This window comes from Nostoc sp. NMS9 (assembly GCF_017114995.1).
Lineage (GTDB): Bacteria > Cyanobacteriota > Cyanobacteriia > Cyanobacteriales > Nostocaceae > Nostoc.
The window spans coordinates 62274-86757 of record NZ_JABXKL010000004.1 but is presented as its reverse complement, the minus strand read 5'-3'; the positions used below and the strand labels follow the sequence as shown (position 1 = coordinate 86757).

Annotated in this window: 26 protein-coding genes and 1 pseudogene; 9 read left to right on the top strand and 18 right to left on the bottom strand. The window is 40.0% G+C overall.

All coding sequences use genetic code 11. The features are described from left to right. Positions 1-112: 112 nt before the first annotated feature. Both HWQ40_RS01970 and HWQ40_RS01965 read left to right on the top strand, forming a co-directional pair. Complete coding sequence (locus tag HWQ40_RS01970) at positions 113-1120, top strand: LLM class flavin-dependent oxidoreductase (RefSeq protein WP_292774659.1); 1008 nt, start codon at positions 113-115, stop codon at positions 1118-1120. Continuing rightward, the gene (locus tag HWQ40_RS01965; protein WP_292774658.1) at positions 1110-1484 is read left to right on the top strand and encodes a hypothetical protein; all 375 of its coding nucleotides are present in this window, start codon (positions 1110-1112) and stop codon (positions 1482-1484) included. The genes HWQ40_RS01970 and HWQ40_RS01965 overlap by 11 nt, the downstream gene beginning before the upstream one ends. Positions 1485-1796: 312 nt before the next feature. Here the strand turns inward: HWQ40_RS01965 and hypB are convergent, their stop codons facing one another. The 11 genes from hypB to HWQ40_RS01910 form a co-directional block, all read right to left on the bottom strand. Continuing rightward, positions 1797-2627 carry a hydrogenase nickel incorporation protein HypB gene (hypB, locus tag HWQ40_RS01960; protein WP_292774657.1) on the bottom strand — a complete coding sequence of 277 codons (831 nt, stop codon included), beginning with the start codon at positions 2625-2627 and terminating at the stop codon, positions 1797-1799. Further along, positions 2618-2959: a hydrogenase maturation nickel metallochaperone HypA gene (locus HWQ40_RS01955; protein ID WP_292774656.1), complete on the bottom strand. Its 342-nt coding sequence runs from the start codon at positions 2957-2959 to the stop codon at positions 2618-2620. Before HWQ40_RS01955 ends, hypB begins: the two co-directional genes overlap by 10 nt. A gap of 20 nt (positions 2960-2979) precedes the next feature. Continuing rightward, the gene (hypE, locus tag HWQ40_RS01950) at positions 2980-4083 is read right to left on the bottom strand and encodes a hydrogenase expression/formation protein HypE (protein WP_292774655.1); all 1104 of its coding nucleotides are present in this window, start codon (positions 4081-4083) and stop codon (positions 2980-2982) included. Positions 4084-4240: 157 nt separating this feature from the next. Continuing rightward, positions 4241-5419 (bottom strand): hydrogenase formation protein HypD, encoded by a 1179-nt coding sequence (gene hypD, locus HWQ40_RS01945; protein ID WP_292774654.1) that lies wholly within the window; start codon positions 5417-5419, stop codon positions 4241-4243. Positions 5420-5587: 168 nt separating this feature from the next. Next, positions 5588-5848, bottom strand: a complete 261-nt coding sequence (locus HWQ40_RS01940) for a HypC/HybG/HupF family hydrogenase formation chaperone (RefSeq protein ID WP_292774653.1) — start codon at positions 5846-5848, stop codon at positions 5588-5590. Between the two features lie 80 nt (positions 5849-5928). Further along, complete coding sequence (gene hypF / locus HWQ40_RS01935; RefSeq protein WP_292774652.1) at positions 5929-8334, bottom strand: carbamoyltransferase HypF; 2406 nt, start codon at positions 8332-8334, stop codon at positions 5929-5931. After that, positions 8324-9541 (bottom strand): hypothetical protein, encoded by a 1218-nt coding sequence (locus tag HWQ40_RS01930; protein ID WP_292774651.1) that lies wholly within the window; start codon positions 9539-9541, stop codon positions 8324-8326. Before HWQ40_RS01930 ends, hypF begins: the two co-directional genes overlap by 11 nt. Positions 9542-10048: 507 nt before the next feature. Then, positions 10049-10894: a NifU family protein gene (locus tag HWQ40_RS01925; RefSeq protein WP_292774649.1), complete on the bottom strand. Its 846-nt coding sequence runs from the start codon at positions 10892-10894 to the stop codon at positions 10049-10051. A 161-nt stretch (positions 10895-11055) separates the two neighbouring features. Next, positions 11056-11280 (bottom strand): hypothetical protein, encoded by a 225-nt coding sequence (locus tag HWQ40_RS01920; protein ID WP_292774648.1) that lies wholly within the window; start codon positions 11278-11280, stop codon positions 11056-11058. Between the two features lie 8 nt (positions 11281-11288). Beyond that, positions 11289-11555, bottom strand: a complete 267-nt coding sequence (locus tag HWQ40_RS01915; RefSeq protein WP_292774646.1) for a hypothetical protein — start codon at positions 11553-11555, stop codon at positions 11289-11291. 79 nt (positions 11556-11634) lie between these two features. After that, positions 11635-12609, bottom strand: coding sequence for a hypothetical protein (locus HWQ40_RS01910; RefSeq protein ID WP_292774683.1), 975 nt, complete (start codon positions 12607-12609; stop codon positions 11635-11637). A 466-nt stretch (positions 12610-13075) separates the two neighbouring features. Here HWQ40_RS01910 and HWQ40_RS01905 point away from each other — a divergent pair, with 466 nt between their 5' ends. From HWQ40_RS01905 to HWQ40_RS01890, 4 genes are all read left to right on the top strand, one after another. Next, positions 13076-13891, top strand: coding sequence for an Rpn family recombination-promoting nuclease/putative transposase (locus HWQ40_RS01905; protein WP_292774644.1), 816 nt, complete (start codon positions 13076-13078; stop codon positions 13889-13891). 215 nt (positions 13892-14106) lie between these two features. Further along, a complete protein-coding gene (locus tag HWQ40_RS01900; RefSeq protein WP_334983988.1) occupies positions 14107-14412 on the top strand; it encodes an Rpn family recombination-promoting nuclease/putative transposase in 306 nt (101 codons plus the stop codon). A gap of 440 nt (positions 14413-14852) precedes the next feature. After that, positions 14853-15815 (top strand): hydrogenase small subunit, encoded by a 963-nt coding sequence (locus HWQ40_RS01895; RefSeq protein WP_292774642.1) that lies wholly within the window; start codon positions 14853-14855, stop codon positions 15813-15815. 187 nt (positions 15816-16002) lie between these two features. Then, positions 16003-17598, top strand: coding sequence for a nickel-dependent hydrogenase large subunit (locus tag HWQ40_RS01890; RefSeq protein WP_292774641.1), 1596 nt, complete (start codon positions 16003-16005; stop codon positions 17596-17598). Between the two features lie 127 nt (positions 17599-17725). Here the strand turns inward: HWQ40_RS01890 and HWQ40_RS01885 are convergent, their stop codons facing one another. Continuing rightward, positions 17726-20251, bottom strand: coding sequence for a TIR domain-containing protein (locus tag HWQ40_RS01885; protein ID WP_292774639.1), 2526 nt, complete (start codon positions 20249-20251; stop codon positions 17726-17728). 522 nt (positions 20252-20773) lie between these two features. Here HWQ40_RS01885 and HWQ40_RS01880 point away from each other — a divergent pair. Then, a complete protein-coding gene (locus HWQ40_RS01880) occupies positions 20774-20923 on the top strand; it encodes a hypothetical protein (protein ID WP_292774638.1) in 150 nt (49 codons plus the stop codon). A gap of 24 nt (positions 20924-20947) precedes the next feature. Here the strand turns inward: HWQ40_RS01880 and HWQ40_RS01875 are convergent. The 3 genes and pseudogenes from HWQ40_RS01875 to HWQ40_RS01865 form a co-directional block, all read right to left on the bottom strand. Continuing rightward, positions 20948-21119, bottom strand: a pseudogene (locus tag HWQ40_RS01875) (type II toxin-antitoxin system HicB family antitoxin). A gap of 157 nt (positions 21120-21276) precedes the next feature. Then, the gene (locus HWQ40_RS01870) at positions 21277-21633 is read right to left on the bottom strand and encodes a hypothetical protein (RefSeq protein WP_334983982.1); all 357 of its coding nucleotides are present in this window, start codon (positions 21631-21633) and stop codon (positions 21277-21279) included. Between the two features lie 55 nt (positions 21634-21688). Then, positions 21689-21898: a hypothetical protein gene (locus tag HWQ40_RS01865; protein ID WP_292774636.1), complete on the bottom strand. Its 210-nt coding sequence runs from the start codon at positions 21896-21898 to the stop codon at positions 21689-21691. 375 nt (positions 21899-22273) lie between these two features. On the opposite strand from HWQ40_RS01865, the gene HWQ40_RS01860 reads away from it, so the two are divergent. Next, on the top strand, positions 22274-22696 hold the full coding sequence (locus HWQ40_RS01860; RefSeq protein ID WP_292774634.1) for a hypothetical protein: 423 nt from the start codon (positions 22274-22276) through the stop codon (positions 22694-22696). A 69-nt stretch (positions 22697-22765) separates the two neighbouring features. Here HWQ40_RS01860 and HWQ40_RS01855 read toward each other — a convergent pair whose 3' ends face one another. Next, entirely contained in the window at positions 22766-23179 is a 414-nt protein-coding gene (locus HWQ40_RS01855) for a PIN domain-containing protein (protein WP_292774633.1), read from the bottom strand. Next, entirely contained in the window at positions 23176-23451 is a 276-nt protein-coding gene (locus HWQ40_RS01850; protein WP_292774632.1) for a DUF2281 domain-containing protein, read from the bottom strand. The genes HWQ40_RS01855 and HWQ40_RS01850 overlap by 4 nt, the downstream gene beginning before the upstream one ends. A gap of 161 nt (positions 23452-23612) precedes the next feature. Between HWQ40_RS01850 and HWQ40_RS01845 the strand changes: the two genes are divergently transcribed. Then, positions 23613-24083 (top strand): hydrogenase maturation protease, encoded by a 471-nt coding sequence (locus HWQ40_RS01845; protein ID WP_292774631.1) that lies wholly within the window; start codon positions 23613-23615, stop codon positions 24081-24083. A gap of 25 nt (positions 24084-24108) precedes the next feature. Here the strand turns inward: HWQ40_RS01845 and HWQ40_RS01840 are convergent, their stop codons facing one another. Further along, positions 24109-24483, bottom strand: a complete 375-nt coding sequence (locus HWQ40_RS01840; RefSeq protein WP_292774630.1) for a hypothetical protein — start codon at positions 24481-24483, stop codon at positions 24109-24111. Position 24484 lies beyond the last annotated feature (1 nt).

Here is a 24484-nt window from a genome sequence, read left to right as displayed (position 1 = left end):
TGTAGAGAGGACTTTATTCCTCAAATATTTAAGCACTTTAGTGCTTACTACAAACCTATCGACCACTAGAATAATCAGCACCTACGGTGAATATAAAGTATCAACGCAAGTAATGAAAACTGGAATTTTCTGCAATTACGATAATTTTCACCAAGATGCTCGTCGTGCCATCTTTGAGCAAGTTGCACTGGTAAAACAGGCAGAAAGCTTAGGTTTTGAGGAAGCGTGGGTGAGTGAACACCATTTTAGTGAATCTAATCTCAGCCCGTCTATGTTGGTGTTAATGGCACACTTGGCGGGATTGACTTCAACTATCCAATTAGGCACTGCGGCGGTGTTGCTGCCATTCCATAATCCGATTAGGGTGGCGGAAGATATTGCTACTTTGGATAACTTGTGCAATGGACGATTATTATTTGGAGTTGCCAAAGGCGGCCCCTTTCCTCAACAAAACAAGCATTTTGCGACACTACCAAGTGAATCCCGTCCTAAGATGTTAGAGGCGATCGCATTGATTCAAAAGCTTTTATATGAAACTGATGTATCATTTAATGGGCGATATTATCAATGCGATCGCTTGACAATTTACCCAAAACCATTGCAAAGTCAAATACCAGTGTATGTTGCTACTGGTGGTGATGACGGTATTGAGCTTGCTGCTAAACATTCCTTCAGCTTGATGGGTGGGCCGCCATTTTCCTTAGAGAGATTGAAGGATACTGTTACCAAATATCGAGCCTTAAATTCTAGTGGTGCGGAAAACTTCGTGCTGGCACGCTTCTTTTTTGTTGGCAAAACATTTGACGAGGCAGTGAGTGAAGCGTTACCTTTCGTTCGCAAATTTAGCCAGAAAATGAAAGCTAATTCGGCTGAAGTATTGCAAAATAGTGCGAATCCCAACCAAAAACCATTCGACCGCACAAATATTTGTTTCGATGAAGACTATTTGATTGAGAACTCAATTATCGGTGATGTGGAGACTTGTCGAGACAAAATTAAGAAATTTCAGGACGAATTAAATTTAGGTACGTTAGCACTCAAACCCTCGTCTGCGGATTTGCAAAAAAACCTGGACAGTTTGACGCGCTACAACCAAGAGGTGCGAAATTATGTCTTCTAAACTATACCTGCTTCCTCCTGATGATTTACCTCCCGCTGAGGTAACGAAACAGGATGGAATGCTGCAAATGGAGCTAGAACAGTCTGCTGGCAGATGCTTTTATCTCGCTTGCGATCGCATTACGCGAGTACTGTTATCTAATTGTCAGTGGTATCTCACAACAAATGCTAGCATCCTCACATTAATTATTGATTGCCCTGACTTAGTATCTTACTGGCATATTGTCAGCAATATTCCCCAGTTGGGTAACAGGTTAGAGCGGTTTGCTACCAATGGGAAAATCCGCGTTTATCCACCATTTGGCAAAGGAATGCCATTTGAAATCAGCGTAAATGAAATATCAGCTTACCGAGATTGGCTTTGAGGTAAATAGAAACTGGGAATCATCCTTATTGCTGTCTTCCACCCTGTACTTTTAAAGTGCAGGGTGTTGCAATTTTGATCAAAATTATCTCCTAGTTTACTGAATAAAATTCACTAAAAAGTACTTCTAGTTTTCATGAAACCATAGAAGAATTGATGATAGTTTTTATTTGAAACGCATAGGCGCTTCGCCTTCCCGCAGGGTAGGGGCGCAGAGTTTTTACTAGAATTTGGACTGTGTTTTTGTTAAATGGAAGTAAAGTGACGTAAGAGTATACTAGTTGATATTCTGTTTAATTAGGTTCTTGAGAAATCATTTTATCACCTTTTCAGTTAGCCATTTATACCAATTATCTAATCCTATATCAGTAGTTGCAGAAACCTGAAAAATCTGAATTTGAGGATTTACTTCTTTAGCATAAGCTATGCACTTTTGCAAATCAAATTGTACATAAGGTAGCAAATCAATTTTAGTGAGAATCATAATGTCACTAGCACGGAATATATGCGGGTATTTTAGTGGCTTATCTTCTCCCTCCGTAACCGAGAGAATCACGACTTTTGCATTTTCTCCCAAATCAAATAAGGCTGGACAAACCAAATTTCCGACATTTTCAATCATCACAACTGAATTAAGTGGCGGATTCAGTTGTTGTAAACCCCTGTCTATCATGGATGCATCTAGATGACAGCCTGTTCCGGTATTGATTTGGATGACTTTAGAACCTGTTTCTTTAATTTTTTTGGCATCGTTAGCAGTTTCTTGGTCACCTTCAATGACACTAATAGATAATTGATGCTTTAAATCATTGATTGTTCGCGTCAAAAGAGTTGTTTTACCAGCACCGGGAGAACTCATCAAATTTAAGGCGAGAATATTTCGACCCTTGAACCAGCCCCGATTTTGGGCTGCTATTAAATTATTCTTTGCCAAGATATCTTTTTCTAAGGATATCGTTGTATTGTGTATTTTGGCATGAATTTGAGACGCTTCTATATGAGTGTCATGACTGTGAGAATGAGTAATGATACTCCCATCTGGTAAAGTGTGAGTATGATGATGATGGTTATATTGGGCTTCATCTATTCCTAGATTGGTAATTTTAGTTTCACCATCATCAGAACAACCGCAGGTTACACACATAATTCCTCTATTTCTATTTCTTTAATTTTAAGTTCTTCACCAGTAATTAAATCTAATTGCACGCTACCGCAGTTACAGATACCAAATGGTTTATCTAAAGAGATTTCTGCACCGCATTGGCGACATCGCCCTAATCCAGGAATTTCCAAAATTTCTAATGTCGCGCCTTCTAAAACTGTGCATTGAGTGCAAATATCAAAACAAAATCGGATAGCATCGGGCATAATTGCTGAAAGTTTGCCGATTTCTAATAAAACTCGCTGCACTTTTGCGCCTTTGGCGTGTTCAGTCACAATTGCCACAATATTTTGGGTAATTCCAAATTCATGCATACTATAAAATCTATTAAAGATTAACAAATTCGTGGCAATTGGTCGCCTACTAACATATCAACAATCCTTTCAGCACCAAAAACTGTTTTTAAAAGTACAATACCTGGTGGTGAAGAAATAACTTCGCCAATAATACAAGCGTCTTTGCCTGCGGGGTGGGATTTCATGGTAGATACAACAGTTTCTGCATATTTAGCTGCCACTACTACAACTAACTTACCTTCATTAGCTAAATATAATGGATCTAAACCGAGAATTTCACAAACTCCGTTGACTTCTTCACGCACTGGGATAGATTCTTCAAAGAGACGAATTCCCACATCGGAACTGAGGGCAAATTCATTTAGCACTGTGGCTAAACCACCGCGTGTGGCATCTCGCATAGCATGAATTTGAGGACATACATGGAGAATAGTTTCTACTAAACTATGTAATGGTTGACAGTCACTTTCAATATTAGTTTCTAAAGCTAATTCGCCACGGGCAATTAAAATTGATGCTCCATGATTGCCTATTTCACCATTAATTATTATTGCATCTCCAGGTTTAATGTTATGAGCAGAAATGTTAACTCCTCGCGGGATGATACCAATACCAGCAGTATTAATAAAGAGTTTATCGGCAGCACCTCGATGTACAACTTTTGTATCACCAGTGACAATTTGAATACCTGCTTCTTTTGCGGCTGCTTTCATACTGGCTGCGACACGCCGTAATGTTTCTACTGGTAATCCTTCTTCTAAAATAACGCTACAAGTTAGATATAAAGGTTTAGCACCACTGACAGCTAAATCGTTAACTGTGCCGTTTATAGCTAATTCTCCTATATCACTACCGGGAAAAAATAAGGGGTCTACAACATAAGAATCTGTTGTAAATGCGAGTCTATCTCCTTGTTGGAGGAGAGGGGCTAAGTTGAAGCTGGCTTGGTCTTCTAGTTGTGAGAGAATTGGGTTGTCAAAATTGCTGACAAAGATATCATCTATTAAATCACGCATGGCTTTACCACCGCTGCCATGTGCGAGAGTTATATGAGTGTCTTGCACTTTAGTTTGGCGACGGCGAATTTTTTCTATTTTTTGGAATAGGGGATTTTGTATTGAGTTTGTGGGGGAAATATTCATATTAAACTTTTTTTAAACGCAAAGGAGAGGCAGCGCGGTCTTCTCCCTTGGCGTTAGCCTCTCCCTTTGGGAGAAGGGGAGACGCCAAGGGCGATGGGGGTCTCCCCCATGAGCGACTGCCGTCGCAGAGGGAAGCGCAGAGGTACGCGGAGTATTATTAGTCTGAGGAGAAGCCGCAGGCGGGGAGGGGTTCTTGAGTTATTTTTGGTTTTTGGGCGATTGTTCTTTTGGCAATTGTGGAGAGTCGCCCGTATTTGTAATAAGCTGCACAAGCACCTTCGGAAGATACCATACAAGTACCGATTGGCGTTTCTGGTGTGCAAGCTGTACCGAATACTTTGCACTCCCAAGGCTTTAAGACTCCTTTGAGAATTTCTCCACATTTACAAGCTTTATGGTCGGCTACTTTGAGGTTAGGAATGGTAAATTTTAGTTCGGCATCAAATTGGGCATATTCAGGTTTAATTTTTAATCCTGAATAGGGAATGTCACCTAAGCCACGCCAATCAAAACTATCTCGGATGGCAAAGACTTTGTTTATGGCTTGTAGGGCTACTGTGTTCCCGCTTTTTTGGACAATTCGGTTATATTGGTTTTCGACTTCACAACGATTTTCTACTAGCTGTTGCAATAGCATCCAAATCGATTGGAAAATATCTAAGGGTTCAAATCCTGAGACGACTATTGGCTTATTATATTGTTGGGAAATAAATTGATATGGGTCAGTGCCAATTACCATGCTGACATGTCCAGGCCCAACAAATCCATCTAGTTGTAAGTCGGGATTATCTAGTAGTGCTTTGAGGGCAGGAATCACAAGGACGTGATTGGAAAACATACTAAAGTTAGGAATTTCTTCGGCTGCTGCTTGCAGGATGGTGAAGGCGGTGCTGGGGGCTGTGGTTTCAAAGCCTAATGCGAAGAAGACTACTTCTTTGTCGGGGTTATCTTTGGCAATTTGTAGGCTGTCTATGGGAGAGTACACCATACGGATGTCTGCACCTTGTGCCCTGGCTTGCAGTAAACTGGTTTTGGAACCAGGAACTCGCATTGCGTCGCCAAAGGTGGCAAAAATGACGTTATGATTTTGAGAGATTGCGATCGCATCATCTAATCTCCCTTTTGGCATAACGCATACTGGACAACCAGGCCCGTGAATTAGTTCAATGGCTTGGGGTAATATTTCTTCGATACCGTATTTAAATATGGAATGGGTATGTCCGCCACATACTTCCATGATTTTGATGGGTTTTTCTAGCTGGTGGCATAATTTGGCGATTTCGCGGCGTATCGCTTCAGCTTTTTCCGGTTCGCGGAATTCATCAACATATTTCATGGGGAGTGAGGAGTAGTTTTTGGATATCAGTTAATTTTGCTTTCTTTACGGGGTATTTTTTAACGAACCGCAAAGGACGCAAAGGGCGCGAAGAAAGAAAGAAAGAAAGAAAGAAAGAAATTAGACTCTTTCTCTGCGCCTCTACGTGAGGAAATAAAAGTCTATTGTTTAAGTATTAATTCCTGCTTGTGCTGCTGCTAATTCTTGGAATAGTTCTAATGTTTCTGCCGCTTCTTGTTCGTTAATTCGATTCATCGCAAAGCCAACATGTACTAGCACCCAATCACCAATACAAGCTTCGGGGGGATGTTGTTCATCTACGATACAAGCAATATTTACTTGGCGCTTAACACCACCAATGTTAACTATAGCTAATTTATGGTTAACGTTAGTAATTTCTATAATTTGTCCGGGGATTCCTAAACACATTGTTTTATTTTTTAAGATAAACTAACCGTAGAGGCGCAGGGAACACAGAGAGTTATTTGTGAGAAAAAGATTGTTAAATATCAACATTGATGTATTAATTGTGCGGCTGCAATAACTGCTTGTCCTAAAGATAAACCGCCGTCGTTAGCTGGAACTAAGCTGTGAGTAAGTACTTTTATTCCTAATGTTTGTAATCGTTTGGTAACTTGCTCTAACAATATACAATTTTGAAATACTCCTCCTGTTAATGCTACCTGATAAATCAGATTTTCTTGAGAAAGATGTTTAACCATCTCCACAATCGCATTAGCTAAACCTTTGTGAAATTTGGCAGCCATAACTGGTTGTGGAATCTGCTGCTGTAAGTCATCGAGCAAGGCTTGCCACATTGGACGTGGGTCTATACAATAAATACTATCTAAAAAGCTAAAACTAAAAGGATATATTAGCGTTTCTTTATTATTATTTAAGCTGCTAACATCTACTATAGCTTCCATTGCGATCGCAGCTTGTCCTTCATAGCTACATTCATCTCTATAAATACCGATAGCCGCCGCCACTGCATCGAACAATCGCCCCACTGAAGAAGCTGGAGGAGAGTTAATCCCTTTATCTATAAGTTGATTGAGTAACTTAATCGGCTTGTTTTTCAAAAACTTAAATATTTCTAAATCAGCATATTTTGGTTCGCAATCATCCCAAAGATTAGCAGCTACTAATTGAGCATAAGTATTACGCCAAGGCTGATAAATTGCTTGTTCACCACCAATCATTGCTACTGGTTTAAATGTTGCTAGTCGTTTAAATTTTCGGTAATCTGCTAAAAGAAATTCTCCACCCCAAAGTGTGCCATCGTCGCCGTAACCTAAACCATCTAAAGCAATACCTAATATTGGAGGTGAATCTAAAGGAATACCATTTTCTGCCATGCAAGCGGCGATATGAGCGTGATGATGTTGAATTGGATAAATTTTGATTTGATTTGTGTCTGCAAGTTTTTTACCAAGTTTGCTTGAGAGATATTCAGGATGTTTATCAATGGCGATTACTTCTGGTTGATGCTCAAATAAATTTAAGTATAAATTTAAATTTTCTTGGTAAGCGTTGAAAGTGGCAGCATTTTCTAAATCTCCTAGATGTTGAGAGAGAATTGCTTCTCCTTCACGCAATAGGCAAAAGGTATTTTTTAACTCACTGCCCATTGCTAAAATTTGCGGTACTTTGTGAAATCCCAGTGGTAAACTAATTGATGCTGGTGCATATCCTCTAGCACGGCGAATTGTTTGAGCTTTATCACCCCTAACACGCACAACCGAATCATCTACCCGATTAATAATCTCTCGATTGTGCAAGAGAAAATAATCAGCGATTGTCCCTAATTTCTCCCTTGCTTCGTCATTATCAATACATTGTGGTTCATCAGCGAGATTACCACTTGTTAAAACAATTGGCCGATTCATCCGCCGCAGAATTAAATGATGCAAGGGCGTATAAGGTAGCATGAAACCAAGAGTATTTTGCCCTGACGCAACTGACGATGCAATATGAAAAGAATTAGGAGTTAAGAGTGAGGAGTTAGAAGTAAATAAACTCTCGCCATATTCGTCTCTCTCTTTCAGCTGTAATAAAACAATTGGTGCAGCAGAACTTGTTAATAATTCTTTTTCTTTGGCGTTGACAATACAATATTGTTCAATTATTTCAATATCCCGCGCCATTAAAGCAAAGGGTTTATGATGGCGCTTTTTTCGCTGGCGCAGTTTTTGTACAACAGTTTCCTGTGTTGCATCGCAAGCTAGATGAATACCACCTAACCCCTTAATTGCCACAATCTCACCTTTTTGCAACAAGGTACAAACAGCATCGACATCATCCAACATCGAAAACATCGAAGCAGTAACCGATTTCCCATCGGCGCGTTCTAACCAAGCTGCGGGGCCACAAACATGACAAGCTACAGGTTGGGCGTGAAAACGGCGGTTTTCGACATCGTGGTATTCCTTTCCACATTCTGAACACATCGCAAACGCAGACATACTGGTATTGCATCTGTCATAAGGAATGGCACGAATAATACTCAGGCGGGGGCCGCAATGAGTACAGTTAGTAAAGGGGTAGCGATAAAAGCGGCTAAAGGGGTCGAATATTTCTTGTTGACATTGCAAACAAGTGGCTGCATCAGGGGTAATTTCTGTTTTAATGGCATTATTGACACTACTAGAAATCACAAAATTATCAAATTTCAATTCACCTTCATAAGGAGTTCTAGTTAGTTGATTAATTCTTGCCAACGGTGGACATTCTATTTGCAATCTGGCAACAAATTCTGTTATTGCTTTCTCAGCACCACATACCCTAATTAATACGCCTTGTCCATCATTACAAACATCTCCACGTAAGCCACAGGCTTTAGCAAGACGATATACAGTAGGACGAAATCCTACTCCTTGAACAGTACCATAAACTCTAATTTCTTCAGTCGGCATAGTTAAAGTGCCACAGCAAAATTCGGTTATTTCCAGAATCAGCTATCACTGCTGTATTACCGCAAATTTTTATCCCATAACACCAATTTAAGCTATCTCGTTTAGGTAGTCCGAAATTACGATTTTCACCTTTACTTTGAAAATTTATTTGTCCTCCTAACCCATCTGCCACTACACCTTGCAGTGATAAAATTGATTTAGGCTTTCTCCATCCTAACAACCGAGAATTAGCAGTATCTGCAACTACTAACCAATCTCCAACCACCCCGACACCATAAGGCATACTCAAACTACTAGCACTAGGATAATAAACTCCTTGATTCATTTCCACAAAATCAAAGCTTTTTTGTCCTAAAACCACTGCACAAGGGGCATTATTTTCTGTTGGTATTCCTTGCCAAATCATCACTCGGTGATTACCTGCATCACTGACAACCAAATTTTCTCCCCAAAGGGTGATATCGTGACACCAACGCATACTCGCTGCGGTTGGAGAAGCACCGCCGTTTTCATTGCGAGATATCATATCTGGTTGTCCCAAAACTAAATCAGCTGGTTGACCATTTTCTGTTGGTAATTGATGCCAAATTAATACCCTTCGATTACCTGTATCAGCAATAAATAGCCGTCCTTGATAATAGAAAATACCATAAGGCCAGTGCATTGTACTGGCAGATGCTTGTTGACTTCCCCGATTTGGTTCATTATCGATAAAATTAGCTTGTCCTAACACAAAATCTGCTGGAACATTGTTATCTTGTGGTAAGTTTTTCCAAATTAACACTCGATGATTCCAAGCATCTGCGATAGCTAACCCTTCACCACAAGCACAAATTCCAGTTGGTACACTTAAGGTTGCGCTTCCCGGTGTACTTTTAGCATTTTGTCCTTCATTATAAAAGTCAGGTTGTCCAATTACCCAATCAGCAGGTTGACTATCTATTGTGGGTAATTTTTTCCATCCTAATAATCGATGATGTCCTGTATCTGATACCCATAAAGGGCCGGTTTTTGATAACAAACAAGCACCACGAGGCCCAAACATTGTTGTGGGGCTGGGTGCTACAGGTATCACTAATTGTTGTGGTTCAATAATGTTACCTAAAATTACCTCTGCACCTTGAGGCGATAGAGGTAAATCTTGAGAAATTTCTCTTGCTTCTAGCGGTAATTGTGATCTGGGATTAATTTTGATTGGGATATCCATGAACCGCAGATAGACGCTGATAATTATTTAAAAACATTAATGTTAATCGGCGTGTAACAACAGTAACAATTTTCCATGATATTTTTATTTCAAATTAAGTTAAAACTTTTAAACAACTTTTGTCTTAATCAATTTTAAAAACCTATTACTAACCTAAAGTAGCTTTTTCTACATAGCGATATTTGTAATGAGTGCGCAATGTACTGAAATGAGAAAGCAATCAAGCATTTTGAGAAAGCATTTGGGTATTTTGCTTGCTGAATCTACCGAAATGCTTGCTAAATTTACTGAAATGAGAAAGCATTTAGGCATTTTGCTTTCTCAAAACACTAAAATGAATCACTAAATTGCATAAATGAGAAACGATTCAGGTATATTGAGAAAACATTCAGGCATTTTGCTTCCACAAAACACTAAAATGAATGCGCGAACTACTGAAATGAAAAACAAATTAGCCGTGATTTTCTAATCGTCAAGTATATTTGCTGAGATGTTACTTTAACACAATCATTTTTGCAGTTTCACAAAAACCTTATCATTTTTAATTTTTACTGGATACGACTGAAGTGAAACATCAGGTGCTGTTAAGCATTCACCCGTCTCTAAATTGTACTGAAATCCGTGAGAAGGACAAGTAATAATACCATTTTCAACTTTACCCTTATCTAGGGCAGATCCTAGATGAGTGCAAGCATTACGGTAACATTTTACTATAATACCTTGACGGTGTAAAATCAGGGAATTACCAGCAAGTTGTACTGCCAATACACTAAATTCAGGAACTTGCTCAATAGTCGCTACTTTGATCCAAGTAGAAGTTATTTTTGAAGAAAATGGACTAATTAAACCAAAACTTGCGTTGTTAACAACAGTGTTATTATTGACCGCAACCACTCTGGTAATTTCGGGACAATGGTTTTTGATTGCTTGTTCTACTCCTTGAGATAAAGTCAAAGTAGAAGCCAGACAACTGCTGCAAGTTCCTATTAATCTGACTTCTACTGTATCTGGAGGCTTAATTGCTACTAGTTCTACATCCCCATTATAGCTTTTTAAACCTGGGCGAACTTCTTCAAGGGCTGTTTGAATTCGCTGTGCTAATGGTGGTTTTGGTGGTTTTACTAGTTCGTGATAAAGCAGTACTGCGTACACTACTTCATCAGTCACAGCATGACGCAAACCTGACATTGATTCTTGTTTGAGGCTTTTAATTAAATTAGTCAATGCTGCTTTATGCAAAGCTTCAATTGCTCTTTTTAGACCAACTGCTACACACCGTTGGCTTTCATCCCATTCGGATATAATTGCCTCAAAGCGGTTAATTTCCCGAACTAATTCTTCAAGGTTTGTCATTAGTCATTAGTCATTGGGCAAAACAGTTCAGAGTTCCGTTAGGGGTAACAGGGCGTTTAGCCCGTTCCCAGTTCTGAGTAAACAAGTGAGATTTCCCACTCAGCACTCATTACTCAGCACTCTTTAGGGGCATTGGTTATTCATAAATGACCAATGACAAATTATTTCATTTTGAAGTCTTTGAGGAGAAATGGCATAATCAAACCTGTCACTAGGCTAGATAATGTTATTGGTAAGTAGAAGGGAATGTCGATTTGTGCAAATAACACTAGCAGTAACGAACCTACAGCAGTAGCAATAGCAGTTCGTTGAACAAAATACATTGGATCGCGCAGTAATTTTCCTTTGAAAAATAACTTGGCAGAAAACCAGCCAATTTCTAACATGTTTACTCCTAATAATTTGTCAATAAATTTAAGATTGCAAACCCTAAGAGAATAGCAGGAATTACACCAGCAGGGGCAAATAATGCACCAAGCATTGCTGAAAACTGATAGCCGATATCTTTTCCAGCTAACAGCATTCCACCAATAGCACCGCCGACCATAGACAAGGCTGTTGCTATGACTATCCACACTAATCCTGTTACTATGTTTAAGTCACCATCTGCTAAACTTGTGAGAAAATCTCTCACAGAAGGGTTTGTTAAAATATCTCTCATGCTGTTTTGTTTTCCTGATAGTGAGGGGAGTAGACAGTAAGGAGTGGGGGATGAAGGAGAAGAACGAATGCCCAATGCCCTATTCCCTATTAATTATTTCTGCTTCAATATCTTGTAGGGCTTGAGCTACTATCTCTGCTTGTCCTATTTGTTGGTTTTGGGTAAAGATTTCAAAAGCTTGTTGATAGTAAATACGTGCTTGTGAGAGATTTTTAGGATTGCCAGCTTCTGGTTTTTCTGAGTCGTCGGGTAAGTTGAATAAGGCGTTGGCTTTGTTTGAAATTGTGTTAGCGTACTCTAGAGGTGTATCTTGAAGATTACGCACTTTTAGCGCCTCATCATAAGCTGCGATCGCTCGCAAGTTATTTTCTACAGGATGAGAACTCACTAAATATTGTAAAGCGTTACCTAAGTTGTTTTGCAACATCGCATATTCTCTAGGATGATCGATCAGATTAATATGCTTTAGTGCTACCTCAAATGATTGCACAGCTAACCCTTGACGCAAGTATTCCCGTTCTGATGCTAGAGGCATAGAAAGGTAAGCGATCGCAATATTGTTATATAAAATCGCGTATTCCTGAGGGTAATCTTCCCAAATAAACACCCGCAAAGCCTCATGATAAGCCTGAATGCTGTCAGTTATCCGCGCCAAATTGAATGGCACAAGCGACTGCAACACCAGCCCAAAATTCATCTGCGTCTCTGCTACTTCCTGAGGCGTTGCTAATTGTTGTAAGATCGGTAACGCCTCTTCATAACCGACTTTCGCTTGCAGTAGCAGTTGGTACTCAACATCCGGTATTGCCTGTAACGTCCCTGCCATCCCCACTTGCGCCCTGGCTTTTAGTAGGGGATATTCCTCACCACACATTTCATAGGCCCGGTAATATAACCCAACTGCATTTCGCAAGTCTTGGGCAGTTTTGGGCTTTTTTTGAAAACCCTGTGCGATCTCAATCAGCATTTGGATTTTTTCCTCTGCTGAGGCTGACTCCGATGCAACAGCTGCTAACGCAGCCTTCACCGCTGAATCTGTAATGCTGGGGGTCATAACTCTGCCGTACTCTAGCCAATTGGGAATTGAGTCTGTTAACACCCATGAATTATCGAAACACGCGATCGCATCTCATCATGGGCCATACTGATTTACGCAGGCTTCGAGTCCTTTAGGCGGAATTCCCCTTTTTTGTCTGAGACTAAGGCTAAGGATTAAGGACTACGGAAAGAGTTGATCCCATGCCCAATATCCAATACCCCATGCCCAATCATTTTTTTTACTATAAAACACCCTATTTCTAAAATTCTAGGGGGAAATTGCTAATATTAATGTCAGCTTTAAACACCTAATTTTTTTAAAATACTTTTTGTATCATCACTTGACACAATTCAAATATTCTTTATTGAATTGTTGACATACCATATATGCACTATCTTACCAGCTAATTTGTATACTCCCAAGAGTCACCACGGGATCGTCCAAGTGTAAAATATATTAATCAACTGTAAAACAAGCTACCTTGAAAACAGACAGTATCTTCTATCGGATTTTTCAGAGTATCCCCACTACTTTCTTTGAGTTGATTAACCAACCGCCCCAACTAGCTAATGTTTATCAATTTTCTTCAGTAGAAGTCAAGCAACTGGCGTTTAGAATTGATGGCGTTTTCCTCCCAAATGCAGCAGAACTACCCATTTATTTTGCCGAAGTGCAATTTCAACCAGATAAAAAGTTGTACTCACGTTTATTTACCGAAATCTTTAACTATCTCGACAAAACCGAATTAACCAACAATTGGCGTGGTGTTGTCATCTACCCCAACCGCAGCGTTGATACTGGAGATACTGAAAGATATACAGAATTACTCAACTCACAACGAGTAACTCGCGTCTATCTTGACGAATTAAGCTCAATTGAAGCATCATCAATCGGCATAGAAACAGTTAAACTCATCATCGAACCCGAATCAACTGCGACAACAAGAGCTATCGAAATAGTCAACAGCGTCCGACAGCAAATTCCAGATGTCGCTACTATTAGGGAAATAATACAATTAATAGAGACGATATTAATTTACAAGTTGCCACGATTGAGCCAGGAGGAGATCGGAAAAATGTTTGGATCAAATGAGTTAAAGCAAACTAGATTTTACCAAGATGTTTTTGCAGAAGGTGAGCAAAAGGGGAAACAAGAAGGTAGGCAAGAAGGTAAGTTAGAAGCTAAGTTAGAAACCATACCCCAGTTATTAGTGCTGGGGTTAAGTATTGAGCAGATAGCTCAAGCGTTAGGTTTGGACGAACAAGTTGTTAGGCAAGCTGCACAACCGAAATCCTAAAACAGCAGAAGAGCGGAAAAATGTTTGGAGCAAATGAGTTAAAGCAAACTAGATTTTACCAAGATATTTTTGCAGAAGGCAAACAAGAAGGTAAGTTAGAAACGATACCCCAGTGATTAGTGCTCGGGTTGAGTATTGAGCAGATAGCTCAAGCGTTAGGTTTGGACGAACAACTTGTCAGGCAAGCTGCACAACCAAAATCCTAAAATAATAGGGTGCGCGAAGGCTTAACAGTGCGTTTAATAGAGACGATATTAATCTACGAGTTGCCGCGATTGAGCCAGGAGGAGATCGGAAAAATGTTTGAATTAAATGACTTCAGGCAAACTAGATTTTTCCAAGATGTTTTTGAAGAAGGTAAAAAAGAAGGTAAGCAAGAAGTTTTTGAAGAAGCTAAACAAGAAGTTAAGTTAGAAGTGATACCGCACTTATTAGCGTTGGGTTTCAGTATTGAGCAGATAGCTCAAGCGTTAGGTTTGGACGAACAACTTGTCAGGCAAGCTGCACAACCAAAATCTTAAAACAACTGATATATAGCTGACGGGGTGCAAAGTCTTGTACCCCAATATTTTGCTGAATTTTACTTGGTTATCACATTAAAATATGACTGCTTAAAATACTCATACTTTCGTAAAAATTAACAACTAGCAGTAATTATTACAGAGTTTTAACAGTAATAAATTCAGTAGACAAGATTATTTAACGTCAGTAACTAAAAAACAATAATTCTGTTTTTACTGTTTTTTATTTGTTAAATCTGTTACGAGTATAACAAACATAATAATTTAAAAGAATCTCGTAAAACCTTTAGCTATTGTTAATGATTAATTCTTTTTTAATGAAAGAGAATTCAATAAAAAAATATCTTAGTATTGAAAAATAAATATTGATAACCAGGTGAGACTTTACAAGCATTATCACCTACATCATGCATGGGAAACAATAGAAAAACACATAGCCGATGACTAACGTACTATGGCTACAAGGTGGTGCTTGTTCGGGTAACACCATGTCATTTCTCAACGCTGAAGAACCGACAGTCTGCGATTTAATTGCCGACTTTGGCATCAAGGTACTTTGGCATCCTTCCTTGGGATTGGAACTAGGGAACAACTTGCAAACACTGCTGCGAGATTGCATTTCTGGCACAATTCCCTTAGATATCTTGGTATTTGAAGGCAGTGTTGTTAACGCCCCCAATGGCACTGGCGAATGGAATCGGTTTGCCGATCGCGCCATGAAAGATTGGTTAGCAGACCTCGCCAAAGTTGCTAAATTTATTGTCGCCGTGGGAGACTGTGCCACATGGGGAGGAATTCCCGCCATGTCACCCAACCCTAGCGAATCAGAAGGTTTGCAATTTCTCAAGCGTCAAGAAGGCGGCTTTTTAGGGAAAGATTTTCTCTCTCAAGCCGGATTACCTGTAATTAATATACCTGGATGTCCTGCCCATCCCGATTGGATTACGCAGATATTAGTTGCGATCGCTACTGGACGCATAGCAGACATTGCTTTTGATGAACTAAATCGTCCCCAAACCTTCTTCAACACCTATACCCAAACAGGTTGTACCCGCAACGTCCACTTTGCCTACAAAGCTTCAACCGCCGAATTTGGTCAGCGCAAAGGCTGCCTATTTTATGACTTGGGTTGCCGCGGCCCCATGACCCATTCTTCCTGCAACCGCATCTTATGGAACCGTGTCTCTTCCAAAACTCGCGCCGGAATGCCTTGTTTAGGTTGCACCGAACCAGAATTTCCCTTCTTTGACCTTAAACCAGGAACCGTATTTAAAACCCAAACAGTCATGGGAGTTCCCAAAGAATTACCACCAGGGGTGAACAAAAAAGACTACGCCTTACTCACAATGGTCGCCAAAGACGCAGCACCACCTTGGGCAGAAGAAGACTTTTTTACAGTTTAGTCATTGCGGCATTGGGCATTGGGCATGGGGCATGGAGAAGAGGACAAGGGGACAAGGAGAATTGGAGACAAGGGGAAAAACTTGTTGCAAGTTCTCACCTCTTGTCCCCTTGTCTCCTCTGCCCCTGCCCCCCTGCCCCCCTGCTCCCCTGCTCCCCTACTCCCGTTAACAATTAAAGGATAAGAAAATGGGAATTCAATCATTAGACATTTCGCCCGTCGGTAGAGTTGAAGGCGATTTAGATGTCCGAGTCGATATTGAACATGGACGTGTAGTCAACGCTTGGACACACGCCGAACTATTTCGCGGATTTGAAGTTATCCTCCGCGGTAAAGATCCCCAAGCCGGATTAATCGTCACACCTCGCATTTGCGGCATTTGCGGCGGTTCTCACCTAACCTGTGCATCTTGGGCATTAGATACAGCTTGGGAAACAGAAGTTCCCCGCAATGCAATTTTGGCAAGAAATCTCGGTCAAATTGTCGAAACCATTCAAAGCATCCCCCGCTATTTTTATGGTTTGTTTGCCATTGATTTAACCAATAAAAAATATCGCCATAGTCGCTATTATGACGAAGCTGTGAGACGTTTTGCTGCTTTCACAGGCAAATCTTATGAACTAGGCATAACAATTTCTGCTAAACCTGTAGAAATTTATGCACTATTAGGCGGACAATGGCCTCATTCTAGCTACATGGTTCCTGGTGGTGTAATGTGCGCCCCCACCCTTACAGATATTACCCGTGCTTGGGCGCTTCTTGAATATTTCCGCACCAATTGGTTAGAACCAGTGTGGTTAGGTTGTTCTTTAGAACGCTATGAACAAATCCAAACTTATGATGACTTTAGGGAATGGTTAGATGAAGACCGCAATCATCGAGATTCCGATTTAGGTTTCTATTGGCGGATGGGTTTAGATATTGGTCTAGATAGATATGGCGCTGGTGTTGGGAAATATGTCACTTGGGGATATTTAGCCCATGAAGATAAATATCAAAAGCCGACTATTGAAGGACGAAATGCGGCGATGATTATGAAAAGTGGAGTGTACGACAGCTTCGCAGACACTCACGTTTTAATGGATCAGTCATTTACCCGCGAGAATACAACTCGCTCTTGGTACGATGAAGGGACAGCAGATATTCACCCTAGCGATCGCACCACTAAACCCACAGCAAATAATACCAAAGACTTCGATAACGCCTACTCTTGGGCGAGTGCAGTCCTTCACAAAGACTTCGGACGTTTGGAAGCTGGCCCTTTAGCCCGTCAATTAGTAGCTGGTGGCAAACATGGCGAATCTTGGCAACACTACGACGGCTTCATCCTCGATGTCTTCAAGGAGATGGGTGGTGCTAGTATTCATGTGCGTCAGTTAGCACGAGTTCACGAACTTGTCAAGTTATATCGACAAGCTGAACACTGTTTACGCGAATTCAAATTAAACGACCCTTGGTATATCAAACCTACAGAAAAAGATGGACGCGGCTGGGGTGCAACGGAAGCAGCACGCGGTTCTTTATCTCACTGGGTAGAAGTAGAGGGCGGTAAAATTAAGAACTATCAGGTAATTGCTCCAGGTACTTGGAATATCGGCCCTCGTGATGGTGAAGGAATCCGCGGCCCTATTGAAGAAGCTTTAATTGGCACACCCATTTACGATTCTAGCGACCCTGTGGAAGTTGGTCATGTGGCGCGATCGTTTGATTCGTGTTTGGTATGTACAGTTCACGCCCATGATGCTAAGACTGGTGAAGAGTTGGCGCGTTTTCGGACTGCTTAGAAAATACTAATAGCTAATTATTATCCAGTTAGCTATTAGTATTTTCCTCTACAAAATTCCGACTATTCTTTGATATCAAAATATCTCATAATCAAGCAGAGTAAGCATAACCATCTTACTAGCCCAATTACTTAATTGGAAATGATTCACTTGGCTGACAATCAGTTAAGCTATTGGTATTAGCTCCTACTCTCGATAAACAGATAACATTGCCACGTTCAACATAGCCTTCTTTTCCAAAATGAATTTCCCCTAAAGCTCCAGGTACACTGAAAGCTCCACTTATAAACACGGCATTAATTTTTTCGCGCATTGCTTTAAGCTCATCATCATTCTTTGGAGGGGGAGATTGTGATTTTTTAATTGCTTCAGTCAAAGCCATAGTTGCATTGTAAGCCATTAAGGTGAACCAATTCACTTGTCTTGTACCAAAAAGCTCAAGGTTAAGAGCTAGGAACTGATCATTCTTTTTTATAAGATCAAATGATAAGTTTCCAGATAAATTAGGCTCCCAAGGGCCAACTCTGACTATACTGACCTTTCCAGTCCTAGCCTTATTTATCAAGGTCTGGTCAGAGAAAGCATTTGCAGCAAATAGCTCCATCTTGTTTTGAGAATTCGCATTGAATTCAGATACAGCTTTAATAATATTAGAAGCTCTATTTTTATTATCTTCACTCTTATTTGCATTAAATGCAATTACTAGGGCTGTTGAGCCGTCAGCAATTGCTTTTTTAACACGCTCGGTATTAACTACTGGTGTTTCATTAAAATTCCAAGGTTTACAAGTAACAACAACTGCTTTACAAACTTCAGTGCCGAATGACTTACTAAACTCTTCTTCAGAATCGTAGAAAACAATAACTCGCTGCTTATCTATTTTTTGATTCAAACTCTTAGCCATTTGACGAGTGCTAGGAGCTACTAGATGCACATAACTAAATTTTCCAAAAAGTTCTGTAGAAGTTGCCGAAGGGGAAATGACTGGTAACTTTGCTTCTTGATAGATTTTTCCTAATTCCAAAGTCAAATCACTGGTTTGATGACCAATTAATCCTAGTATCTTTAAATCTTTATTTATATTTGATACATTAAGACTCAAGCCGCTTAAAAACCGAGCCAACTTTACATTTGAAGTGTTTTGATCATCTACAAGTACAACTCTTAAGGGCATCTTGTTACCGTTAGCATATTCAATTCCTCCTTCTTCATTAATCTTCTGCTGGGCTAGGGCGACACCGCGCAGAACACCTAGTCCATAGTTATCCGATTGACTAATGGGTGCAGCAACTGCAATAGTATAGGCTAACTTATCTCCAATATAAGCATTATTGAGGTTGATTAATGTCTCAGGTGCATTCTTATAAAATTCTCGTGCAGAGCTTTGCCTTGTAAGCGTTAGAGCATCAATTGCAGCCTGATAATTACCACCAATAATTGCATTTTTCCCCTTCTCTTTCGCGGCTTGAAAAGCATCGGGATAGTTAGCATCGTTTTTTTCAGATATTGCTAGAACGTTTTCTCCAACACTAATTTGTTCTTGAAGATTTTCAATGTCATCAGAAGTAAGAGGTTCAACAGGAGGTGTAGAAACTACAGTTGCTTCTGGAGAAGGAGTTGGAGAGTTCTCTGAAAAAGATAGCCTTAGAGAATTTGAGCATTGAGGTATCAAAAAGAGAAAGCCGATCCCAGCAGGGATGAAAAGTAGAAAATAATTCCATTTATTAATAAATTCCCACACTTTCTTGATGTTTAACTTACCTGGCTTAGGTTCTTCTTGTCTCAAGCGTTCCTTTACCCGTTTTGCCTCCAGTTTCTCCTGATATTTCACCTCTGCTTCTTCCAAAATCGGCTTTTTGATTCGCTCTACATCCTTCGACTTCAGCCCTAAATCTCTCTGGCGAACTTCTAAGTCGTTCTGGGTGTTCTCATTGAAGGGGTAATAGCCCCCCTCAATATACCTAGTAAGGGTTTGCTTGTATTTATTTAGGTTCTCCTCATATCTTTTGTATGGCTCATACCAATGGGCTTCTATCTGTTCAGCTTCTTCAGGAGATAAACCTAATTCATCTCGAAAATCGTTTAGTATGTCACGCTTTGCAATAGTGATATTACCATCTGATAAAACTCCCTCGACCTTTTGAAGATATCTTGCTTTGACAGTCTCTTTTTGCTGTTGCTGTGCTTGTTGTATCCGGTAGTCGTGTAGTAGTTTAGCTGCTGTTCGGATGCCCTGAGTAACACTGACAAAGGCTTCATCTTGATTAACCCAGCTTGTTACAGGTTTAGCATTCTGTGGATAAGCCTGTAGCTTCGCAAAAGGAGCATCCAACCAATAAAATGGGCGCAAAATCACTGGAATTATGTAAGCTTCTCTAGTTTCATGTCGTTGCATTGCCTGCGGAATTTCGACCTCACGGCAGTAACTTGAGGCAATGAAATCTGGGCTAATCAAAAGGAGAATAATATCGGCCGAGTCAAGTTGAAATCTAATTTCACTATCCCACGTAGTTCCAGCAACAATCTTACGATCGTGCCAACTAGTAATAACTTTTTGCCACTCTAGATTACTTAAATGTGTTGCTAATGAATCTCGTAGTGCTTCATCTTTATGAGAGTATGAGAAAAAGACCTTGATTGAGGTTTCCGTCATATTTATCTAAATCTATAATTGCTCTTATAAAGCTTTAGTAATACCTAGAACAGAAAACAAAAATCTAAATTGATTATCCCCTATAAGTCATTAAAGCATTATCTCGTAGATAACTCTCAGCAGTTTGGCTTTGAACTCCAATAACTAATTTTGTGTAGCCCCCACAAATAACCTAAGCAGGCTAACTATTTATTCAACCGCACTTGTGCGGACTAGTACTCTTTTAATGGAGCTTTTACCGCAAAAATACAGTTTAATCACGGATGTAGCGTAATTATATTGCACTTTTGCGGTTTAATACCTGAATTTTTGTATCATTTACTGCAAAAGTATGGACTAGCAATCATATTTGTATACTTTACCCGATGAGTGCAGTCTAATACATCAAAACTTGGCAATAATACTGCTTAGGTAGTTTTTACCCTCAACTAACACTCTCTTCCCGTTTTGATGATGAATGAACTATAAAAACCACCTTTACTTGACCAGATACGCCAATGTATCCGTTTCAAATACACGAGTATGAAAGGAAAAATCCTATGTTTAGTACATGTTGTGCAATCGCTCTACCCAAGACTGTCCATACCACCAAAGAAGCGATCGCCCCTAATTTATACTGAACTAAAATGCGATCGCCCAAAAGACAAATTTACAACTAAGTATGACATCTGACGACTTACGGAATAAGAGTCGTGTTTAGCGGTGATCCTCGTCCTCTAGAAGCATTTCGATAACTTCACTCACGCAAATTTTCCTGCAATTCATCCAAGGTTTCACCTTGAGAATGCGCTCCAGGAAAGCCAGGGACATAGCCGACATAGAACTTAGTATCAGGATCTCTTTCAACGATCGCAGTAAAAGTTTTCATATCATAATCATCGACAACGCTCACTTTACAGCTTACTGGATTGGCCATCTACCTGAGCGTAGGCGTAGCCTGTCATAGACATCTAAAATGCGTAGGCATAGCCAGCCGTAAGCATCGCGTAGCGTGTCGGAGCGCCCAAAAGACAAATTCATATTTCTTACTCAGATTTTGGTTCAATCTCAAATTCAAGTTTGGAACGGTAGAAACACACATCAAACTCTAGAAAAAAGTTTGTCTGTCCAAGAATTAAGGCTACATTCGCTCTTCTCACCCAAGCAAATACCAGTTGAACTGGCGCAAAGTTACCGATTTCAACGTTCGCAAAGAATGGTATTGCTGGCATATTGCTCAGGTTGCCTGCTAATTGAATAATCGCCCTGCTATCATCCCAAACCCCACCTAACTCAATACCAATTTCATAGGGTAAGACATTTACAGTTGCACCGCTGTCCACCAGTCCAAGAGCTTCAACCGCTCTATCACCTAGACAAAGACGCAGTGGAATCCTTGGCAAACTGTCAAACTCATTTTGAGAAGTATTAATAGTGGAGTATTTGAATCGCATCCGGTCACATTTGATCTGTCTGTTTCAATGCCTGCATAAGAACTTCACCTGCACCAAACGAATTGTAGGGAGTGGGCAAATCATAGGTTTTAAACGGTTCTAGAGGCGAAATATCTTCGTTAGTATCCAATTCTTGTGCCAAAATGCGGATTAGCTTAAGTTTTTCTGATACAGACAGTTTGCGGACAGCAGGAAGTAGCTCAGTGAGTGTCATGTTTCGCGCTCCATTTATCCAACTAGGCTCACTTACAGCTTACTAGATCGGTCATCCACCTGAGCGAGCGATCGCCTTTGCACTACTATGACAACCAGATTAGACTTAGTTGAATCTTATGGAAACCTTCATCATCTTAAAACTTACTAGGCAAAAATGCGTAGGCGTAGCCCGTCGGAGACATCGCCCCACCAACTATTTTAACTGGGGAAGTGAAGAGTAGGGAAAATGAGGGAGAAATAACCTATTCCCAATGCCCTATTCCCAATGCCTCATATTCAAAACTCGTAGCGTAACACACTAAAACTTATAGAAATAGTGGGTTAGGCTTGCGTTAATTCACTTCAACAAAACAGAAATTTACAAGGTAAGCTTGTGTCTGATTTAGCGCTACACGAATATCTCCCTCGCGTTCCTGATGCAGCATTGCAAGAATACATAGAATGGTGTGTTTTAGAACAGGCAAAAGCCGCAGAATGTAACTTTACTCCTGATAGAAGTAAGTTAGATAATTTGCCACTAGAAGACTACGTTCCTAAACTTGTCGAGCAGTTCATGAAAGTTAAACCAGACCCAATTAAAGCCGGTTTGGTAGCTGCGATCGCTGGCAAGGAAGCTGACAAACATGATTTATCTGGTTTAGCGATCGCTGCTGATTTTGTATCTCTTTATGTCAAGTATTTAATTCCTAAAGAGGGAAGTACTAAAGAACAGGCTGAAGAGATATTAACTCAAGCATCACAACATCAGTATGAGAAACTCACTGAAATTGCTAAGAAGCATGGTGTAGAGTTATAGTTTCTTACTGATAAATTATTTTTCAGAGGCTTTGTCTGTCCCATCAGTCAGAGCCTCGTATTTTGCAGATTATGGCAATAACTCGAAATAATCACAGTGTCTCGGACGAACAAAACCAAAGTCACAACAGTCAAGCGTCAAGATGCGAGTGATGTTATCTCTTTCTGCAAGTGCAATAATCGTTGCATCTGTAAAGTCAAGCTTACTATCAGCATACTGTTCCAGAATTTCATTAACTCGCTCTAAATCTTCAAAGTGAATTGATTCCAGTCGAATATCGCTAGCAGCAAGTTCAATCAAAAAATGACGCATCACAGAATGCCCAAGTCTAGACGAAATTAGATAGCAAACTTCGGGAAGGACAGAGGTTGGTAAAATTAATGGTTCACTCGACGTCTTTGCGACATTAAAAACACGAGAGTGATTGCAATCGCTCTTATCGGTAAGTGCAAATAAGAAACTTGTATCTAGGATTGCTGTCATGTACAATCGTCTACTTTTAGACCCCAACCACGTACAAAATCAATCTCGTTTTTTAATATATCTTCATCTTGTTCTGAGACATCAGTTTCCGCAGAAGCTCCTAATCCTGCAATAGACATTAGAAAAGAAGACCCATGATTGTTTACTTCTTTTTGCCTTATCGATTTATATTGAAGATATTCAACAAAGTTTGCCAGTTCAATTAGTTTTTCATCTGGGAGAGCATTAATTGCCTCAATTAATGTCTGCCTATCTGTAGTCAAAGTATCCATATAATTGACAAAAGGAAGAATTACTTTGACTTATTCTACTTCATGCAATCACTCTAGTGGCAGATCGAGACACTAACGTAAAAAATTTTGAATATCAAGCTGCGCGAGATGATTTTTGGGCGCATTGAGATACTGGGTTCTTATAAAAAATTAATTAACAAATGCTAACTATTATTGGTTGCGGCAATCTCAATCGCAATGACGACGCAGTAGGCGTAATCATTGCTCAACGCTTACAAAAATATCTAGCTGAAAACCCTCACCCTAACGTGCAAGTTTATGACTGTGGCACCGCAGGGATGGAAGTAATGTTTCAAGCTAGAGGTAGTAAGCAATTAGTAATTATTGATGCAAGTTCAACTGGTTCTGAACCGGGTGCTGTGTTTAAAGTTCCAGGAAAAGAACTGGAAGCTTTGCCAGAACCTAGTTATAACTTGCACGATTTTCGTTGGGATAATGCTTTAGCCGCTGGACGGAAAATCTTTCAAAATGATTTTCCCGAAGATGTCACAGTTTATTTAATTGAGGCGGCAAATCTTAGTTTGGGACTAGAGTTAAGTCCTGTTGTCAAAGATTCTGCTGATTTGGTTTTTGAAGAGGTAGCTGCACTTATCAGTCAGAAGAATAAGTAAAAAATTTTAACTCCTAACTTTTCTCTTATGCCCAATCCCGATAAACAGAAAGTTCATCTACCCTCATTTCAAAAGGTACGCCTTGACTTTCTGGCGGACAAACACGGATTTTCGCACTGTCAACAATTCCATGTAGCAATGTCCCCATCGGCACAATTTTTTGTAAAACACGCCAATTAATAACTTGATCGGGACATTCAATTACCAATGTCAGAGCATTAGCATGGGTTGTGACATACCACCGACAATCAGACAGAAGATTTTGAATGGTGCGATCGCACGCATCATAAAAGTATCTGCTAATAGAATCCTCTAGTTGTTGCCGCAGTATAATATCCGCAGATGTCGGTTGTATTGGATGTGAGTCATCACCATTGAAGTAATACATCTTTCTAGCCATC

Coding starts and splice junctions, on each gene's coding strand:
- hypE (WP_292774655.1), bottom strand. CDS start 4,083: ATGAATATTTCCCCCACAAACTCAATACAAAATCCCCTATTCCAAAAA.
- HWQ40_RS01850 (WP_292774632.1), bottom strand. CDS start 23,451: ATGGATACTTTGACTACAGATAGGCAGACATTAATTGAGGCAATTAAT.
- HWQ40_RS01910 (WP_292774683.1), bottom strand. CDS start 12,609: ATGACCCCCAGCATTACAGATTCAGCGGTGAAGGCTGCGTTAGCAGCT.
- HWQ40_RS01865 (WP_292774636.1), bottom strand. CDS start 21,898: ATGACACTCACTGAGCTACTTCCTGCTGTCCGCAAACTGTCTGTATCA.
- HWQ40_RS01940 (WP_292774653.1), bottom strand. CDS start 5,848: ATGTGTTTAGGAATCCCCGGACAAATTATAGAAATTACTAACGTTAAC.
- HWQ40_RS01885 (WP_292774639.1), bottom strand. CDS start 20,251: ATGACGGAAACCTCAATCAAGGTCTTTTTCTCATACTCTCATAAAGAT.
- HWQ40_RS01930 (WP_292774651.1), bottom strand. CDS start 9,541: ATGGATATCCCAATCAAAATTAATCCCAGATCACAATTACCGCTAGAA.
- HWQ40_RS01915 (WP_292774646.1), bottom strand. CDS start 11,555: ATGAGAGATATTTTAACAAACCCTTCTGTGAGAGATTTTCTCACAAGT.
- hypD (WP_292774654.1), bottom strand. CDS start 5,419: ATGAAATATGTTGATGAATTCCGCGAACCGGAAAAAGCTGAAGCGATA.
- HWQ40_RS01920 (WP_292774648.1), bottom strand. CDS start 11,280: ATGTTAGAAATTGGCTGGTTTTCTGCCAAGTTATTTTTCAAAGGAAAA.
- HWQ40_RS01925 (WP_292774649.1), bottom strand. CDS start 10,894: ATGACAAACCTTGAAGAATTAGTTCGGGAAATTAACCGCTTTGAGGCA.
- HWQ40_RS01895 (WP_292774642.1), top strand. CDS start 14,853: ATGACTAACGTACTATGGCTACAAGGTGGTGCTTGTTCGGGTAACACC.
- HWQ40_RS01955 (WP_292774656.1), bottom strand. CDS start 2,959: ATGCATGAATTTGGAATTACCCAAAATATTGTGGCAATTGTGACTGAA.
- hypF (WP_292774652.1), bottom strand. CDS start 8,334: ATGCCGACTGAAGAAATTAGAGTTTATGGTACTGTTCAAGGAGTAGGA.
- hypB (WP_292774657.1), bottom strand. CDS start 2,627: ATGTGTGTAACCTGCGGTTGTTCTGATGATGGTGAAACTAAAATTACC.
- HWQ40_RS01965 (WP_292774658.1), top strand. CDS start 1,110: ATGTCTTCTAAACTATACCTGCTTCCTCCTGATGATTTACCTCCCGCT.
- HWQ40_RS01855 (WP_292774633.1), bottom strand. CDS start 23,179: ATGACAGCAATCCTAGATACAAGTTTCTTATTTGCACTTACCGATAAG.
- HWQ40_RS01840 (WP_292774630.1), bottom strand. CDS start 24,483: ATGGCTAGAAAGATGTATTACTTCAATGGTGATGACTCACATCCAATA.
- HWQ40_RS01970 (WP_292774659.1), top strand. CDS start 113: ATGAAAACTGGAATTTTCTGCAATTACGATAATTTTCACCAAGATGCT.
- HWQ40_RS01880 (WP_292774638.1), top strand. CDS start 20,774: ATGAAAGGAAAAATCCTATGTTTAGTACATGTTGTGCAATCGCTCTAC.
- HWQ40_RS01890 (WP_292774641.1), top strand. CDS start 16,003: ATGGGAATTCAATCATTAGACATTTCGCCCGTCGGTAGAGTTGAAGGC.
- HWQ40_RS01845 (WP_292774631.1), top strand. CDS start 23,613: ATGCTAACTATTATTGGTTGCGGCAATCTCAATCGCAATGACGACGCA.